The organism is Psychrobacter immobilis (assembly GCF_904846185.1).
GTDB classification, from domain to species: Bacteria; Pseudomonadota; Gammaproteobacteria; order Pseudomonadales; family Moraxellaceae; genus Psychrobacter; species Psychrobacter immobilis_B.
The window spans coordinates 46083-62717 of the sequence record NZ_CAJGZQ010000010.1 but is presented as its reverse complement, the minus strand read 5'-3'; the positions used below and the strand labels follow the sequence as shown (position 1 = coordinate 62717).

At 41.3% G+C, this 16635-nt stretch carries 12 protein-coding genes, 2 tRNA genes and 2 pseudogenes; 8 read left to right on the top strand and 8 right to left on the bottom strand.

Annotated elements, in window-relative coordinates; all coding sequences use genetic code 11:
* Positions 1-34 precede the first annotated feature (34 nt).
* The 5 genes and pseudogenes from JMW94_RS07235 to JMW94_RS07215 all read left to right on the top strand — a co-directional run bounded on the left by JMW94_RS07235 (position 35) and on the right by JMW94_RS07215 (position 6410).
* Positions 35-2989, top strand: coding sequence for a type III restriction-modification system endonuclease (locus JMW94_RS07235; protein WP_201603621.1), 2955 nt, complete (start codon positions 35-37; stop codon positions 2987-2989).
* Between the two features lie 134 nt (positions 2990-3123).
* The gene (locus JMW94_RS07230; RefSeq protein ID WP_265088308.1) at positions 3124-4317 is read left to right on the top strand and encodes a DUF262 domain-containing protein; all 1194 of its coding nucleotides are present in this window, start codon (positions 3124-3126) and stop codon (positions 4315-4317) included.
* 45 nt (positions 4318-4362) lie between these two features.
* Positions 4363-4803 carry an IS5/IS1182 family transposase gene (locus JMW94_RS07225; RefSeq protein ID WP_071001767.1) on the top strand — a complete coding sequence of 147 codons (441 nt, stop codon included), beginning with the start codon at positions 4363-4365 and terminating at the stop codon, positions 4801-4803.
* Positions 4804-4811: 8 nt separating this feature from the next.
* A pseudogene (locus JMW94_RS07220) lies at positions 4812-5195 on the top strand (transposase family protein); the annotation flags it as partial.
* Between the two features lie 294 nt (positions 5196-5489).
* Complete coding sequence (locus tag JMW94_RS07215; protein WP_201603619.1) at positions 5490-6410, top strand: LysR family transcriptional regulator; 921 nt, start codon at positions 5490-5492, stop codon at positions 6408-6410.
* Between the two features lie 221 nt (positions 6411-6631).
* On the opposite strand, the gene ttdB is transcribed toward JMW94_RS07215, so the two are convergent.
* The 5 genes and pseudogenes from ttdB to JMW94_RS07190 form a co-directional block, all read right to left on the bottom strand.
* Complete coding sequence (gene ttdB / locus JMW94_RS07210; protein ID WP_200663556.1) at positions 6632-7243, bottom strand: L(+)-tartrate dehydratase subunit beta; 612 nt, start codon at positions 7241-7243, stop codon at positions 6632-6634.
* Positions 7240-8139: a L(+)-tartrate dehydratase subunit alpha gene (ttdA, locus tag JMW94_RS07205; RefSeq protein WP_201603711.1), complete on the bottom strand. Its 900-nt coding sequence runs from the start codon at positions 8137-8139 to the stop codon at positions 7240-7242. The genes ttdB and ttdA overlap by 4 nt, the downstream gene beginning before the upstream one ends.
* Positions 8140-8176: 37 nt before the next feature.
* Positions 8177-9445, bottom strand: a complete 1269-nt coding sequence (locus tag JMW94_RS07200) for an SLC13 family permease (protein ID WP_200663558.1) — start codon at positions 9443-9445, stop codon at positions 8177-8179.
* Positions 9446-9781: 336 nt separating this feature from the next.
* Positions 9782-10599, bottom strand: a pseudogene (locus JMW94_RS07195) (aminotransferase class I/II-fold pyridoxal phosphate-dependent enzyme); the annotation flags it as partial.
* Between the two features lie 100 nt (positions 10600-10699).
* Entirely contained in the window at positions 10700-11452 is a 753-nt protein-coding gene (locus JMW94_RS07190; protein WP_201603617.1) for a hypothetical protein, read from the bottom strand.
* 160 nt (positions 11453-11612) lie between these two features.
* Between JMW94_RS07190 and JMW94_RS07185 the strand changes: the two genes are divergently transcribed.
* The 3 genes from JMW94_RS07185 (at position 11613) to JMW94_RS07175 (ending at position 14752) form a co-directional block, all read left to right on the top strand.
* Positions 11613-12608, top strand: coding sequence for an IS4 family transposase (locus JMW94_RS07185; RefSeq protein WP_201603708.1), 996 nt, complete (start codon positions 11613-11615; stop codon positions 12606-12608).
* A gap of 117 nt (positions 12609-12725) precedes the next feature.
* The gene (locus JMW94_RS07180) at positions 12726-13682 is read left to right on the top strand and encodes a DUF1524 domain-containing protein (RefSeq protein ID WP_265088306.1); all 957 of its coding nucleotides are present in this window, start codon (positions 12726-12728) and stop codon (positions 13680-13682) included.
* Between the two features lie 173 nt (positions 13683-13855).
* A complete protein-coding gene (locus JMW94_RS07175; RefSeq protein WP_201603615.1) occupies positions 13856-14752 on the top strand; it encodes a DUF6615 family protein in 897 nt (298 codons plus the stop codon).
* 21 nt (positions 14753-14773) lie between these two features.
* Here the strand turns inward: JMW94_RS07175 and JMW94_RS07170 are convergent, their stop codons facing one another.
* The 3 genes from JMW94_RS07170 to JMW94_RS07160 form a co-directional block, all read right to left on the bottom strand.
* On the bottom strand, positions 14774-16135 hold the full coding sequence (locus JMW94_RS07170) for a tyrosine-type recombinase/integrase (RefSeq protein ID WP_201603612.1): 1362 nt from the start codon (positions 16133-16135) through the stop codon (positions 14774-14776).
* Between the two features lie 164 nt (positions 16136-16299).
* Positions 16300-16386 (bottom strand) — tRNA-Leu (locus JMW94_RS07165).
* 123 nt (positions 16387-16509) lie between these two features.
* Positions 16510-16583 (bottom strand) — tRNA-Cys (locus JMW94_RS07160).
* Positions 16584-16635 lie beyond the last annotated feature (52 nt).

Below are 16635 nucleotides of genomic sequence, written 5' to 3'. Positions count from 1 at the left end.
ATTTTCTTTTTTAACTTCATATACGAGAGTGACTATGGCAGGCTTTAATTTCGAACCAAATCTACCTCATCAAGAAAAGGCAATTATTGCGTTAATAAAGTCGTTTGCAAACGTAGAGTTTCATTCTTCAAGCGACTATACCATCAATCAATATATCAACCCTAAGATCAGTTTTAAAGCTATAGCGCTAGCCACTGATATTGAGCAAGTGCAAAAAGATAACGGTATATTTGGCACAGATAAACGCAGTGACGACCCTATATTTGATATATCAATGGAAACGGGTACAGGTAAGACCTATACCTATACCAAAACCATGTATGAGCTTAACAAAATCTATGGGCTGTTTAAGTTTATCGTCGTCGTGCCTACTCTTTCTATTAAAGCTGGTACGGTAAACTTCCTAAAGAGTGACGCTTTGCGTGAGCACTTTCGCCATGATTTTCAAGGTGAATATCATGATAAGCAAATTGTCACTTACGTGGTTGAAAGCAAAAAAAGTAAGAAAGGCAAAAGATCCTATATGCCTGAGTCTGTGACTCAGTTTGTCAATGCTAGTCACGGTGACAAAAGTAAAATACACGTTTTGGTGATTAATCAAGGCATGATTAACTCACCTACTATTCAAGAAGAAAGATTTGATCGAGCATTGCTCGGAGAGAAGTACGATAGAGCAATCAATGCTTTAGCAGGTATTAACCCTGTCGTTATAATAGACGAGCCGCATAAGTTTCCACAAACTGGTAAAACTTGGAAAAGTATATCGAACTTAAAAGCTCAGTTCACGCTACGATATGGTGCAACTTTCAAAAATGAATATAAAAATCTTATTTACCACCTAACTGCTGTTGATGCCTTTAACCAAGACCTAGTCAAAGGAGTTACCGCCTATGTTGAAACCTTATCAGGTAATGATAACGCTAAGCTCACTTTAAAGTCATTAGACGGCAAAGAAGCCGAGTTTGAACTTAGCGAGAATGGTACTAAGACCCCCTATATACTTGGGAATAATGATTCACTTTCGAGTATTCACTCGGCGATACATAGCTTAAATATCGAAAAATTAAATAAAACGACTTTGGTGCTTAGCAACGGTATTGAGCTTAAAAAAGGCGAGAGTATCAACCCATACTCTTATCTTGAGTCACTTCAAGACAGTATGATTCAAAAGGCTATCAAAGAGCACTTTAAACTGGAGCGAGAGCTACTTACTCGCAGTCCGCGCATCAAACCGTTAACGCTGTTCTTTATTGATGATATCGAGGGGTATAGAGACGGTAATGAGCTTGCTGGCAGTTTAAAAACACAATTTGAGACTTGGGTACTAGCAATAGCTAAGTCCTATCTTGCTAAAGAAACAGATCCATTCTATAAGCAGTATTTACAGCGTACTATTAAAGATGTCAGTCTGACTCATGGTGGCTATTTTTCAAAAGATAACACGGGTAACGACGAGAAAATCGAAGCTGAGATTAACGAAATTTTGCATGATAAAGAAAGTTTATTGTCACTGGATAATCCAAGACGCTTTATTTTCTCTAAATGGACGTTGCGTGAGGGGTGGGATAATCCAAACGTGTTTCAAATCTGTAAGCTTCGATCCAGTGGTAGTACGACCTCTAAACTACAAGAAGTTGGTCGAGGCTTGCGATTGCCTGTCAATGAGCATATGGCAAGAGAGAAGACAGATGACTTTCGCTTAAACTATTATGTTGATTTTACGGAAAAAGACTTTGTTGCAGAGTTGACTCAAGAGATTAATGAAACTTCCGTATCAGAAGTTGAACCAGAATTATTAACTAACGACTTAGTTGAACAGATTAAAGGCTTTTATGATGTTTCTAAAAGAGAGCTTAGTAACCAGCTATATGATCAGAATCTAATTGATGATGACGAGAAGTTCTTGGAGGGTGGTTATCAAGCCCTTAAAGACCTCTATCCTGATGCCTTTGGTACAGCACTTAAAAAAGGCAAAATTGAGAATACGTCTAAAGAGGATACAAAAGCTAAAACCAAGGTTAGATTAGGTAAGTATGAAGAGCTTAAAGAGTTATGGGAGCTGATTAACCAGCGCGCTATTTTAGAATATCAGTTTGAAGATGAGGGTAATTTTTATGAAAAGCTATTTATGGACTATCTTAAGCAAGAAATTACCGCTAATAACTTTAGTAAGACTGGGCTCGTAACAAAGGTATCGAAGCTTCATATCCACAATAACCAAGCTGGTTATCATAGTGTATATGACGATGAAGAGGACTTCGCAAAAATCAGCACAATGAGTTACGGCAGTTTCTTACGTCAGTTATCTGAAAAAACATATATAAAACTGCCTACTTTACATAAAGCGTTCGTTACTCTCAAACATCTAAAAGGCAAAGGTGAACAAGGTCTCGACATTAATGACTATTTGAACATTCAAACTATCCGTAAGTTTGCTGACGGGATAAAACTCTATTTGTTCCAAAATGCTATGCAGAAGTTTGAGATAGGCTATAACATCATATCTAATCAGGTACACCCCACCAGCTATACGGATTCAACTGGCTCACCTTTAAATGAGTTAAAATCAGGTCAGCTAGGTGTTCATTATGATAACGGTAAGCCCGATGATGCTTATCTTTTTGAGGATGTTTTCTATGATTCGCCTTTAGAAAAGCAGAATATTAAAGAGCAGATAAAGCATGTGACGGTATTTAGTAAGATCCCTCGCAATTCGATTAGAATACCAATAGCTGGCGGTGGCACTTACTCACCTGATTTTGCTTATGTTGTTGAAACTGAAAAAGGTCAAACACTAAATCTAATTATTGAAACAAAAGATACCAGCTCATCTGATAGCCTGAGAGCAGAGGAAAACCGTAAGATTAAGCATGCTGAGCGTTTATTTAATCAGATGGAAGCAGACGGGCTTAGCGTGAGCTTTAGCACCCAATTTCAAGATGATTTGATTAAGGATATTATTAAGAAAGCATTATCTATAGCTCATTAATACATTAAGTATTTGAAATATCAAAAGTAATCTAGAATAAATTAAATTTTTCTCATGGGAAAAATTTATGCTCATAATAAAATCTTAAGTAGATTATTTACTAGCAGTTTGACTACAAGAGTATATACGCAGATATGAAAGCAACAGAAGCCAAGCTACTTGACTTTTTAAAAAAGTCACCACAATTTATTATTCCTATATATCAGCGCACCTACTCTTGGACTGAGCAGCAGTGCCGTCAATTGTGGGATGACATTATGCGAGCAGGCAGTAACAATGCTGTCGGAGCTCATTTTATTGGTTCTGTAGTTTATATTGAGAAAGGCTTATATCAGGTTTCTAGCCAATCACCTTTACTGGTGATTGATGGTCAGCAGCGATTAACCACAGCGATGCTTCTTTTAGAAGCTTTATCTCGGCATCTTGGCGATACTGAACCTGTAGAAGGATTTTCGGCAAAGAAATTGCGTAACTATTATTTGCTAAATCCACTAGAAGACGGCGAGCGTGGATATAAACTAATTTTGACGCAGACTGACAAAGACAGTTTTTTATCTTTGGTTACACAGAAGGCGCTTCCACAAGATTTTTCTTTACGTATCAAAGAAAACTTCGATTTTTTTGATACACAGCTAGGAAAACTGAATGGCAACCTAGAACAAATCTGTCGTGGCTTAGCCAAGGTAATCATTGTTGATATTGCTTTGAGTAGAGATCAAGATAATCCACAGTTAATTTTTGAGAGCATGAACTCTACTGGCAAAGCACTGAGCCAAGCCGATTTAATTCGAAACTTTGTGCTGATGGGGTTGGAACCGGATCATCAAGCTGATCTCTATAATGACCATTGGCGGCCTATGGAGGTCGAGTTTGGACAGGAGAGCTATGGCGATTACTTTGATAGCTTCATGCGACACTACCTCACCGTTAAAACGGGTGTTATACCTAGAATTGATGGTGTATACGAGGCATTTAAGCAACATACTCAAAAGCTTGAAGAACGAGGTATAACTGTAGATCAGCTAGTTGCTGATATTCATTCTTTTGCAAAGTATTTTTGTGCAATGGCGTTAGGAAAAGAAGCTGATAAGCAACTGGCAACAGCATTTAAGGATTTGCGTGAACTGAAAGTTGATGTTGCTTATCCTTTCTTACTTGAACTCTATCACGACTATAATCTTGGGCAGCTTAGTAAAGAAGATTTTTATAATGCAGTTCGTTTGATTGAGTCGTATGTTTTTCGTCGTGCAGTATGTGCAATCCCTACGAACTCTTTGAATAAAACCTTTGCAACTTTTCATAAGGCACTAGACCTCTTGCAAAAGTAGCAAAGGGAATTAAAATAGGAAGACACTCATAACTTTTTAGGAACCATGCCAAACATAAATAAGCTACTCAAACAAAGTGACGCTGGTTTTAAACGCTACACTGGCATTCATAAAGCCACCTTTTATGACATGCTTGAGGCCATGCAAGAGCATGAAGCATCTAAGACCAAATCAGGCAGACCAAGTGTGCTCAGTCTTAAAGCACAAATACTATTAGCCCTGACTTATTGGCGTGAATACCGCACGCTTTATCATATCAGTATGGACTTTGGTATTCATGAGTCTTCTGCTAGCCGTATCATTCGTAAAGTAGAAGACATCCTGATTGACTCTGGCAAGTTTGAATTGCCTAAAAAGCTGCCTAGTCGTGTCGATGAGGATACCAATTGGTCAGTCGTCATTGTCGATGCCACCGAAACCCCTATTGAGCGTCCAAAAAAAACCAAAGCGACTACTATAGCGGTAAGAAAAAACAACACACCTTAAAAGCGCAGGTTATCGTTCATTGGCAAACAGGGTTGATACTTGATGTACAAACCTGCAAAGGGTCAATCCACGATTTTAAGCTGTATAAAGATACTTGTCCTGATTGGTTGCCTGAGAATACTAACTATCTAGCAGACAGTGGTTATCAGGGTATAGCAAATCTACATAAGCAAACCTTCACACCATTTAAGAAACCTCGTGGTGGTCAGTTATTGGAGATATGCAAACAGGCCAATCACTATCTGGCAAAGTTCCGTATTGTGGTTGAGCACAAAATAGGCTTAATCAAGTTGTTCAAAATCGTGGCTCATAAATATCGCAACCGTCGTCAGCGCTATGATCTTAGAATGAAGCTGTTTGCTGGTATCATTAATTCCGAGCTTAGACTATGACTTTTGCAAGAGGTCTAGTATAATTCATAAAGTTATCACTATGAAGAAATAACAATGTTAAAAATTTTCAATAATAAAAACAAAACTTATGTTCTATTGTTTTTTTCATAAAGGCTGAAAAGCTTTGCTTGTTGTTCTTTATGTCATGTCATGTCATGTCGCGTCGTGAACTAGCGCCATGCAATCACTGTCAGCTAAGTTTTTTCTAGATTCTTTTTAGCCAAGGTATTATGTGGTATTTTTTGTGGATGAGCCGACACTCTGGCGCTATCTGGCAGCTAAAAGCAACTAAGGATGACTATGAACGTAGAATGGTTGATGGATTACATTGTTTTGATAGACTCAGGCAGCTTGTCAAAGGCCGCAGAAAAACGGGCCATCACGCATACCGCCTTTGGTCGTCGCATCAAGCTTTTAGAAGAGTGGGTTGGGGTAGATCTAATAGAGCGTACTCAGCCCATCAAACCCACACAGGCCGGACAGCTGTTTTTAGAAGCGGCGTATGAAGTCACGGCCACATTGTCTACCGTACGGGCGCAGCTACAAGGCACCATCAACACCAGCCAACAAAGCATTCAGATTGCCACCGGTAGAACGCTGGGCAGCAACTTTTTTCCACAGTGGTATCGGCAAGTCACACAAGACACAGGGTTTACTCAGATGTCTGTGCTCACCAGTGGCACTGAGTTTGCCATCTTGCGCTTTATCGCAAAAGAGTCAGACCTGCTCATCGCCTATCAAACCCCAATGACAGACTTATTGTTAAATAAAAAACAATACGAATACAAAGTATTGGGGCAGGAAATCATCGTGCCAGTAACGGCAGCGGCAAATACAGATGCCATCTTGCAACAGCTAAGTAAAAAAGCCAATATTCATAAGACCAACTGGCTAACGTATGACAAATCTTTGTCTCTAAAAGGACTGGTGTCAAATTTTTTAAATAAAAAAGACATACTGGGCAACCTGAACTCCGTGTTTGAGTCCGATAACTACGAGACCCTAAAAGCCATGGTAGTGGCAGACGTGGGTATTGCGTGGCTGCCATTTTCAATCGTAAAAAATGAACTCATTAGCAAACAGCTGTATAAAATTGGTGGACAGCAGCTGCAGCTCACTGTAGATATCGTGCTGTATAAGCGTGTGGTTGAAACCAATCCTAGCGTTCAGCAGGTGTGGGATGCAGTGCAACCCTCAAGTATCAACTTAAAATAAAACAGCGAGCGCTTCCATGCTGTCATGGTACATCGTACGTAGGAAGTATCGACAACAATGATGTTTCATGTCTATCACTGCGACGCTTACAGCTGTACATTGACACTCATGGCTATTACAGCGACGCTCATGGCTGTGCTCACAACAAAAAACGGAAGGCATGACCTTCCGTTTTTTATGGTGTATTTTTTGAGGGTTTAATAAGGCAACATCTATAAAGCCTATTTAATATAGCGAACGTGCTGAATAATGTCTTCGTAGACTTTTTCTTTGTTGGCGTTGTAGGTTTTTTTGTTCATCTCAAAGATGTTATTGCCATTGGTGTCTATAGACACAATCAGCGGGCCAAATTCTTCAACTTCGCATACCCATAGCGTCTCAGGCATACCCAAGTCTTTCCATTGCGCATCCACAATGCGTTTGACTTTGGTCGCTGCCAGCACCGCATTACCAGCTGGATACACCAAGTGGATGGCGTTATTTTCTCGGCAGCCAGCTTCGGTATTTGCTCCCATGCCACCTTTACCCAGAATCAGCTTTACCCCGGTTTGCTCAATAAACTCTTTTTCAAACTTCTCCATGCGCATGCTGGTGGTCGGGCCTACGGATACCATTTCGTATTCATCTTCGCCCAACTGGCGGATGATAGGACCGGCATGCAAAATGGCAAGGTTACGCACATCCACAGGCAAAGGCCTTTTTTCTTCAATCACTCGGCGGTGTGCCACATCACGGCAAGTGACCAATGTGCCAGTGAGATAAACAATATCACCAACCTTTAAATCTACGATGTCTTCATCTTTAATCGGCGTTTGTAAAATGTGCTTACTCATAGCGCTGCTCCTTCATGTGAGGGCATGGTAAAGTTTAAGTCTTTATCAAAGATGATCTTGCCACGACGGTGTGACCAGCAGCCGGTATTAATTGCCACGCCAATGGTAGACGGGTGGCGTGCCGCATTTTCAATATTCACGCCCATTACGGTCTTATTGCCGGACAACCCTTGCGGGCCAATGCCCAGACTGTTGATGCCTTCTTCAAGTAGCTCTTCTAGCTGAGCCGCTCGTTCGTTCGGGTTTTTGCTGTCTACGGGGCGCATCAAGGCCTTTTTTGACAGCATGGCGGCAGTTTCTACCGAGGTTGCAACACCAATACCTACCAATAGTGGTGGGCACGCATTCAGACCATAGGTGGTGAGTCTGTCTAGCACAAAACGCACCACGCCTTCATAGCCTTCACCCGGCATCAGTACCATGGCATGACCGGGCAAGGTACAGCCGCCACCAGCCATATAGGTATAGATTTCGCAGTCGTCGCTGTCTTCCCGAATCTCCCAAAAAACAGAAGGTGTGCCGTCACCCACGTTTTGCCCTGTGTTGTACTCATCAAACGTTTCAATCGAGTTATGGCGCAGCGGTGTCTCTTTGGTTGACTTTACCACAGAGTTTTTTAAGATTTTCTCAAGCTGTCCTATGAGTGGAAAGTTCTCCCCGCAGCTCACAAAAAACTGAATCACACCGGTGTCTTGGCAGCTTGGACGCTTCAAGTCTGCGGCAAGCTTTTGGTTTTCTATCATGGTGTCATAAATCAACTTGGCGAGTGGGTATTCTTCTTCGGCTCGCAGGTCGTTTAGTTTTTTGCTCACATCGTCAGGCAGCTGATAGCTGACCAGTGAGATAAATTTACTCATGGTATCGCGCAATTTTTCAGCGGATTCTGCTTTGGTTATCGTTGTCATATCATGCTCCTTGGGTTTTGCCTATTGGCTATGGATAAAAGGGAAATACAATGGGTAGTAAAATAAATGTGATGATGATAGAAATGATGATGAGAGGTAGTCCGGCTTTGACATAGTCGTTAAAGCGATAGTTACCAATGTTATAAACCATGGCATTGGCTGGCATACCAATGGGGGTTGCGTAAGCAAACGACCCACCAATCACCGTTGCCATGAGTACAGCTTTGGGGTCAGCGCCAATTTGTTGAGCAATCAGTATGCTGATGGGTACAAGTAGCGCCGTGGTTGCGGTGTTAGACATGAAGTTGGTCAATACAGCAGAAAGAATTAACATGACTGCCATGACCACCATGGGAGAGGGGTTGCTACCCATGATGCTGACAATGGTGTCGGCAAGGGTTTCACCAGCGCCTGATTTTTGCAGTGCGGCAGCCAATGACAAAGAGCCCACAAATAACAAGATGGTCTTCATGTCAATGGAGCGTACAGCGGTGTCTTCATCAATGACTTTAAACACCACCAGCAGTAACGCACCCAGCCAAGCACTCACGTACAATTTGACGCCTATTTGTTTTTCAAACACCATGGCAGCAACGGTGAGTACCAACACAGCTAGGGATACATGGCGCTTCCAAGCGGGTACGGTCGAGTAGTCGACTTCTTCATCAAAGATGGTATTAGATTTAGAGGGTTTGGCATCGGGTAAAAACTTATAGCCAAAGAAAGCAAAATAGATGATGCCCACAATCAAAATGGGTAAACCAATCTTGGCGTATTCAAAAAAGCTGAATGAACCGCCTACGCCTTGCAATCCTGATTGAGCAATGAGGTTGCCCGGTGCACCAATCAAACTTAAGTTGCCACCCATGGCAGCCGCAATGACCAAAGGCAACAGCAAGCGACCTCGAGCAAAGCCGGAGCGCTGGGCAATACCAATGACCACAGGAATTAAAACTGCGGCTGTTCCTGTATTGGATAGCAAGCCGGACATGAGACCGGTGATGAGCATCACGGCTACGATGAGCTGCCGCTCGGTTTTAGCAAACTTAGTGACGACCGAGCCAATTTGCTTTGCCATGCCGGTTTCAAAGATGGCAGCCCCAATAATAAACATGGCCATAAACAGCAGCACATTGGAGTCTACAAACCCTGCAAACGCTTCGGTGGGTTCTAAAACACCCGTAATGGCAAAGCCGGTGCTGAGCAGCATGGCAGTGACTGAAAGCGGAATGACTTCAGTGGTAAATAAAACGATGGCGGCGACTAAAAAAATCAGCGTAATGATTTCTGGTCCCATAAACACTCCTTGTTATTTTGTAAGCTGGCATTTTTATCAAACCGTCTTTGGTTGTTTTTATGCTGGCTTATGCGTCCTAACAAGAAGTATAGAAACCTGAAGTTTTAATCTTGTGCAAAAATTATTCATCATTGAATAATTTTTGATAAAAATTTTGATAAGAGGCGACTTGTGAGAATAAAAGTCAGAGAAGGGATAGAAAAAAACACAGCCTGTAGCGACTAACGGTTGTAGTCGTTACAGGCTGTGTTTGGAGAGTTTATGCTTATCGTTTTAATACTTTAAAAGGGTTTCTGTCATAAAGTATGACTCGGACTTACAAAGTATGACTCGGTCTTACAGGACATCCAGTAAGGTCTTAATCCGTTGTATTGCCTGTTTGCTTTCTTCCACGCTGGCAACCAGTGCAATGCGTACAAAACCTGCACCTGGGTTGATGCCGTCTACCTCACGAGACAGATAACGCCCTGCCAACGCATGAATATTGACTTGCTCATACAGCGCTTTAACAAACGCCTCATCATCTTGTTGATAGATGTCTGGCACTTGCAACCAAAAATAAAACCCCGCATCGGGCTTTCGTAGCGACAATCTGTCACCCAGTTCATGCATCCATAAATCAAACTTTTCACGGTACAGCACTCGGTTTGCTTCTACATGGGCTTCATCTTGCCAAGCGGCAATGGATGCCAGCTGATGATGCAGTGGCAGGGCACAGCCTTTTGGTACGTGCGGTATTGTAAATACGGCTGCAAAATAGCCGCATCGCCAGCAACAAACCCAGAGCGCAGCCCTGGCAGGTTAGAGCGTTTGGACAACGAATGAAAAACAAGACAATTTTTATAGTCATCTCGTCCAATTTTGGCGCATACTTCCAGCAGCCCAAGCGGTGGCGTATCAAAATACAGCTCGCTATAGCATTCGTCACTGGCAAGCACAAACCCATACTTGTCAGACTGCTCAATCAAAAAGGTCCAGTCTGCTTCACCCATCACTGCGCCTGTGGGGTTGTTTGGGCTACACACAAACACCAACTGCGTCCGCTGCCAGACCGCCTCAGGAATTTGACGATAGTCTCCAGTAAAATCATTGTCTTCCGTGCAGGGCACAAAATAAGGCGTTGCCCCTGCAAGCAATGCTGCCCCTTCATAGATCTAGTAAGCGTATTATTGCTAGGCACGCTATTGTTAGACACACGAGTAGCAGACACGCCATTATTGCTCACTGTCTTATGCTTGGGTCGGTTTGCCATGACTAGTGACTCCGAGAGATACCATGGCGAGTGATACGGATCACTTCATCAGACAGCTTCTTGGCATTGTCGGTACCGATGGCTTTAAACAGTAGCTTTAGTAGCCCAACTTTGATGTCTTTTTCCATCTGTGACGGGTTTAAGGAGTTGACTGCAACCGCTTTATCGACAACGTCATCAATAGCGTAAGCGAAGCTGACGAGTGTGTCCTTGTCTAGGCCGTTTTCTTCTAGAAGACTTGGATCAAATAAGTGCTTGAACAGTCCATAATAGGCTTGTGCATGTTTGTTATGCTTACCTGACTCATCGATAAACTCGTTTGGCACATCAGGCACTTTGCGAGCTTTAACGTCTTGCTCAAAGTCTGCGAACATCATGTACTGCTTGACTGGTGCATTAAACATGGCTTTGGCGTCCTCAATGGCTTTTTTTAGCAGCTTAGAGAAGTGCTCTTGCGCATAAGGGTCGTCAGCCAAATCCTCTTCAATCATCTTAGTGACACGGCTGGTGATCTTGTCCGTTTGGTTACGCGCTTCGTCATCACTTAGTGCTTCAGGTTTGATGTCCTTGCCCATATTGCCGACTAGGTAAGCGCCTTTAGGCTCTCTGACTTCTATACCTGCGATATGCTTATTAAGCAGGCTACGAATGTCATCCTCAAATTCATCAAAATTGATGGTTTCATTGGCATCTTCACGCGCCTGTTTACGTAGCTGCACAAAGGCTTTTAAGTCTTTTTTCTCTGCACACGACAAAAAAACAAAAAAGTCTGTTAAAGCAAAGGCATAATAGTAATTTTTAAGACGAATCAGACCATGCCAAACTTTAACAGACTTAGTGAAACTTTAACCCAAAACCTGAGTATGAACAAGGCAAGAATCACATGTTTGAGCCTAATGATAATAGCCCTGATTACTGCTCAAAGCAGTAATCTTAAAAAAAATAGCAAGACACCTTCCTAAGGGTGGCAAGACCGACAGTCACTATCGCAGACTACAGCGATTTTTTGCCGAAGCGAGGATAGACTACGATCAACTGGCTTTAATGATATATCGACTATTTGGGCTAGGCAAACTCACCTTAACCATTGACCGCACCAACTGGAAATGGGGTAAAAGTAACCTCAACATCTTTATGCTAGGGGTGGTATATAAAGGGATAGCCATCCCCTTATACTGGCAAATGCTAGATAAGCGAGGTAATACAAACCATCTTGAACGCTGTGAACTTATTGAGCGGTTTATCAAACAATTTGGCAAAGATAACCTTGAGATGATAGTAGCGGACAGAGAGTTTGTTGGCGAAAAATGGTTTAACTGGCTCACCAATAATCACATACCCTTTACCATACGGATTAAGAAGAACAGTAAAGTTAAGAATCATCATGGCAAGTTGGTACAGATTAAAGAGTTATTACGCCATGTTAGCCATCAAGAAACATATCGACATGGACGAATACTGACTGTCGATGGTTGTTTGGTTCGAGTATTTGCCAAGCGTGATAAAGACTACGGTTTAGTGATTGTGGCCACCAATCAACTAGAAACAGTGGATGCGATGACAAGCTATGCTAAGCGTTGGGAAATTGAGACTTTATTTGCTTGTCTAAAGGGCCGTGGCTTTAATCTTGAAGATACCCACTTAACCCATCTTGATCGGGTCAGTAAATTAGTCGCAGTGAACGCCTTAGCATTTTGTTGGGCTTATCAAGTCGGTATTTATAAAGACAAAAATAAGCCGTTAAAGCGCAAGTTAAAGTCAAACGCTCGACCTCAAGCCAGTTTGTTTGCGCTTGGCCTGGATGTGTTGATTGAGGGCCTTCACTTGGTGTTCTTTAACAATGATAAGACTGTATTTCGACAGTTAGTTAGCTTTTTAACCCCTAAACCTATGAAAATCGGGTGGGGATGATTTTTTTGTCGTGTGCAGAGGAATGCCAGTATAGCGTTTAAAACCAGCGTCACTTTGTTTGAGTAGCTTATCTATGTTTGGCATATCTATTATGTAAGTAGCGTTCAATAATATACGTTGTGTCTTACAACTACTTTTGCAAGAGGTCTACTAAATAAGAATCGTTATCTAGAGAGTATTAAAGCTCACTTAATCGGATTACGTTCTTACAAAAGATTTCCAAATGACGATGAGTTTAAGCGTGAACTTATTATTCGTGATTTATACAATTTCCGAAGTCGTAGTTATTGGTTACGTCGTTTTGAGAACTTTGAGCGCAAAGAGCATGTTTTAGTAGATGAATATACTATTGAGCATATCATGCCTCAGAATGAAAGGCTTTCGAAGCAGTGGCAAGAAGAGCTTGGCGCTGACTGGCAACAAGTGCATGCAACCTATTTGCATACGCTTGGCAACCTAACATTAACTGGTTATAACTCTGAGTACAGTGACCGCCCGTTTATTGAAAAGCGTGATATGACAGGTGGTTTTAAGAACAGTCCACTTATACTTAACGAAGATCTAAGAAGCTGTAGCGCATGGAATGAAACCACAATTAGTGCGAGAGCTAGAAAACTTGCCAATCGCGCTATTGCAGTATGGGTGGCACCTCATTTACCAGAGAGTATATTACAGGCTTATATCGATATACCTTCACTGCATGAAGGTTACACGCTGGCAGATCACATTCATCTTGCTGAAGATGCACCAATGCATGATCTCTTTCAGCAGCTTCGTAAAGAAGTAATGGCTCTTGATCCTAGTGTTACTGAAGATATATTAAAACTATACGTTGCATTTAAAGCAGAAACCAATTTTGTTGATGTAGTGCCATTAAAAAGCAAATTGAGGTTATCTATTAACTTACGTTTTCATGAGCTAAATGATCCTAAAGGAATGGCTAGAGATGTAAGCAATCTTGGTCGCTGGGGTAATGGTGATGCTGAGATTGAGCTGAGCGATATTTCTGATTTGCCCTATGTAATGGGGCTTATTAGACAGAGCTTGGAAAAGCAGATGGGTGAAGGAGTGTAACTCTCCACAATAATTACGCTAAAAATAAACTATAACTTAAACAGCCTCTTATATCGAATAGTTGTTTTGAATTATGTTCGATGAAAAAGCGGTTTTTTAAAGATAGTATATATCTTTAAGATGATTGGTTTTTTAAATGCAACTTACTAATTTGATAGCTAGGAAAGCCTAACATGAACATGTGTGAAAAACATAAAGAGGTCGAAAGGCAAGTAGTAGAGTTTACTGAAAATGTTAGACACGTAGGCGAAGAATCTATTACCGACTATTTATTTTGGAAGTGGGCAGATATTAATAAGTGCTTCCAGCACTTAGATTTCAGCCACTATACTAAACATCAGGAGAGTAAGACATCAGGCGCTGACTTTAGAATGGAGATTTGGCTAGTAGGTAAAACTCAGAGCTTACCTTTGTTATTCCAAGCTAAAAAAATCAGCAAAGAGTATCAGAATTATATAGCAGCTATAAATTATCCCAAAAAAACAAAGAATCAAATTGATACTTTACTAGGATATGCGAAAACAAAAAGAAAAGTGCCTTTGTACATGTTTTATAGTGATTCAGGCTTTAAACAACATAAGTCTTTTAGAGGTGGAGTTCACAAAGTTCCTGGAATCTACATAGCTCATGCTAAAACTGTAAAAAAAATCGCTAACCAGAAGCCAGGATTCAAGCTGTCAAGAACTCAACTACTTTCTAAAAGTATGTCCTTTCATAATCTATTTTGCTTTACACAGGAAGATCTTGATCAGAATAATAGCGACATCATAGGGCTAATTATAGAAAGGCTTTCAGCTTTAGTAGATAGCTCTGAAGAAGTTTCCAATTGTGTAGTATCTTCAGAACTGTTACCAGGCTATGTGACTCAGCTACTATCGGAGACAGTAGCGACTAAGGAAGAAGATTATAAAGATGCTGAAAAGACGCATATAAGGAATCGTGAATCATTAAAAGCTTATATAGCTAGCATTGGGGTTAGAGAAGATAACGTTTTCTACGATAATTATGGTAACTCTAATAACCATAGCTTAATGAGTACAAATATTGCTGTCTATGATCTTAGAATATAGTAATGCTTATTAGCTAGAATGCTATGTCGCTTCCTTCTTAAGAAGCTCCATTACTTTGTCCTCTCCCAACTGGTCAATCAACGCTTGCAGATGGGTAGTAGAATCAGATTTGTTTTGGGCATCTGCTCTAAATTCTGCCGTATCTCTACCTTCACGCAAAGCATCTAAATAGTCCGCCCACTTCTGCATCATATTACTACGATCATCAATGTATTCAAATCGACCATAGGCGGTTCCATTAGGATCTTTCGTCGTATGACCCAATGCCATCTCTACAAGCACAAGTGGATACTTTAACTGCTCTTGTAAGATAGTCTTCGCTGTCGCTCTAAAGCCATGAGCACAATGTATGCCTTTATAGCCTAAATCCTTCAAACGCTTATTCGCCGTCGCATCAGATATGATCTGATGCTTTTTTGCCGTCTGGCTAAAAAATACGTAGTCAGTATGACCGTTAATTTTATGTTGCTCACGTAATATGTTCACAGCTTGATGAGGTAGGGGAACGACCATGTCTTTGACCATGTTCACCTTGCCTTGCCCCTTCAATGGCTTTAATCGCCACCTGCCAGCTTCTAGGTCTAGATCAGCCCAGCGCATACGTCTTAAATCACCATTACGAACAAACAGAAGCGCTAATAGCCTAAGGGAATTTATGGTGTTTGGGTCACCTTCTATTGTCTCGATAGCTTTAAGTAATTTAGCCAAGTCCTTCGGTTTAGTAACCGCAGGACGATGACCGTAACTTGACTTAGCCAACTGGCTCTTAATGAGCGCCGCAGGATCGCTCGTACAGAAGCCTCGTGCCCCAGCATAGACAAACACATCACTGGCAATGCCAGCACAGCGTTCAGCCTTGTCGGTGGACTTACCATCCTTGTTTAATGAGTTGGCTTGAATGTCTAACAGCACTTCAAGCATTCTAGGAGATGTGATATCGCTGATTGGCTCGTCACCAATATATTTGCATATAAGTTCTAAGCGGCCTTTCTTACGAATTAATGTATTACCTTTTTGAGTTTGTTCAAGAGTAGCGAAGTACTCCCAAGCAAAATGATTAAAAGAGTTTTTAGTTTTACTAATAATAATTTTCTTTATCTCTTCACGATGAAATTTTGGGTCAATACCTTTGCTTAGCAGGTCTTCATATTCACGCCAAACCTCACACGCACGTGCATACGAGATACTTGGATATATACCAATGGATATAATACTTTGCTTAGGATTTGAAGGAGGGTAGTAGCGGTACATCCATGACTTAGTCTCAGTAGGACGTACCATTAAGAATAGTTTGGGATGATTTTTGACAGCAACGAAGTACTTCTTATCTTCAGGCTTATGGCTGCTGATGCTTCTGTCTGAACTGATCGCTTTTCTTTCCATATCCTAGATCTCTATGAGTAGACTCAAAACTCGGTATACTTGACAGTATACTCAAAGTGCATGGATTAGGATAGATTCATAGGACAGTATAGAACGCCAGATACAACAAAGCCCCTGATATCAGGGGCTTTAGCTGTTCTATAAGATAGTATAGGACTATGTAATGGTACCCGGAGCCGGACTTGAACCGGCACGCTATTACTAGCGAGGGATTTTAAATCCCTTGTGTCTACCAATTTCACCACCCGGGCAAAACTTGTATTATCTAAAAGTAAGCTTTCTACTTGTTAGATAGTGGTCGCTATTATAAGCATTTATATTAATAAAGCAAGCTAAAATTAATATAATATGAATAAAATTTTAACCTAAATAATTGGAGGCTGAGGTCGGAATCGAACCGGCGTTAACGGAGTTGCAGTCCGCTGCATGACCACTCTGCCACCCAGCCAATCAAGGACGCCTATATTAGCAAATATAATTTAAATTACAAGTTATTTTTT